Below are 1180 nucleotides of genomic sequence, written 5' to 3' on the forward strand. Positions count from 1 at the left end.
CTTCGAAGGTGACTTCGATGCCCTTGTCGGTGGCCTTGGCGCCTACCGTCCTGGTCTTGAGCATGATGTTGTCGAAGCGCGGCGCGTTCATCTTCTGCCAGACCTTGACCAGGTCGCGGTCGGCGCCCTGCATCAGGCCATCGAGCATTTCGACCACGTCCAGGCGCGTGCCCAGGCTGGAGTAGACCGTGCCCATTTCCAGCCCGATGATGCCGCCGCCGACGATGAGCATGCGCTGGGGCACGCCCGGCAGCGCCAGCGCGCCGGTGGAGTCGACCACGCGCGGGTCATCGGGCAGGAAGGGCAGGCGCACCGCCTGCGAGCCCGCTGCGATGATGGCGCGGCGGAACGTCACGGACTGCGTCTTGCCGGTCTTCTCCTGGCCGCTGCCGGTGGTCTCGGCCACCTCCATGGCGTTCGGGCCGCTGAAGCTTCCCAGGCCGCGCAGCACGGTGACCTTGCGCATCTTGGCCATGGCGGCCAGGCCGCCGGTGAGCTTGCCGATGACCTTTTCCTTGTGGGTGCGCAGCCTGGCGACGTCCACGCTGGGCGCGCCGAAATCCACGCCCAGGTCGGCGAAGTGCTTGACCTCGTCCATGACGGCGGCCACGTGCAGCAGCGCCTTCGACGGGATGCAGCCGACGTTCAGACAGACCCCGCCGAGGGTGGCGTAGCGCTCGACCAGCGCGACCTTCAGGCCCAGGTCGGCCGCGCGGAAGGCGGCCGAGTAGCCGCCGGGGCCGCCACCGAGCACGACCAGGTCGTAGTCGGCGTTGGAAATCTCGGGCGCGGACGCTCCTGAATTGATAGCACGAAGCCCAGATGCCACCTGGGCTTCAGGCGCTTTTTGCTCGGATTTTGCCGCTTCGGGCGGCGGCGCGGCCGCTGCGGGTGCATCGGCGGCCTCCAGGCTGATCAGCACCGAGCCTTCGGCGACCTTGTCGCCGATTTTGACTTTCACTTCCTTGACCGTGCCCGCATGCGAGGACGGGATTTCCATCGACGCCTTGTCGGACTCGACGGTCACCAGCGACTGCTCGGCCTTGACCGTGTCGCCGGGCTTGACCAGTACTTCGATCACGCCCACCTCGGCGAAGTCGCCGATGTCGGGCACCTTGATGTCGATGATTGCCATGGGTGCGGTCTCCTTACAGCAGCACGCGGCGGAAGTCCGCCAGCA

At 67.4% G+C, this 1180-nt stretch carries 1 protein-coding gene; it reads right to left on the reverse strand.

Annotation, left to right across the window (positions count from 1 at the left end):
* Positions 1-1135 (reverse strand): FAD-dependent oxidoreductase (locus JHD63_RS22615; RefSeq protein WP_198973047.1); only part of this gene is annotated, 1135 nt, incomplete at its 3' end.
* Between the last annotated feature and the right edge of the window lie 45 nt (positions 1136-1180).

It is taken from the genome of Xylophilus sp. ASV27 (genome assembly GCF_016428875.1).
Lineage (GTDB): Bacteria > Pseudomonadota > Gammaproteobacteria > Burkholderiales > Burkholderiaceae_C > Xylophilus.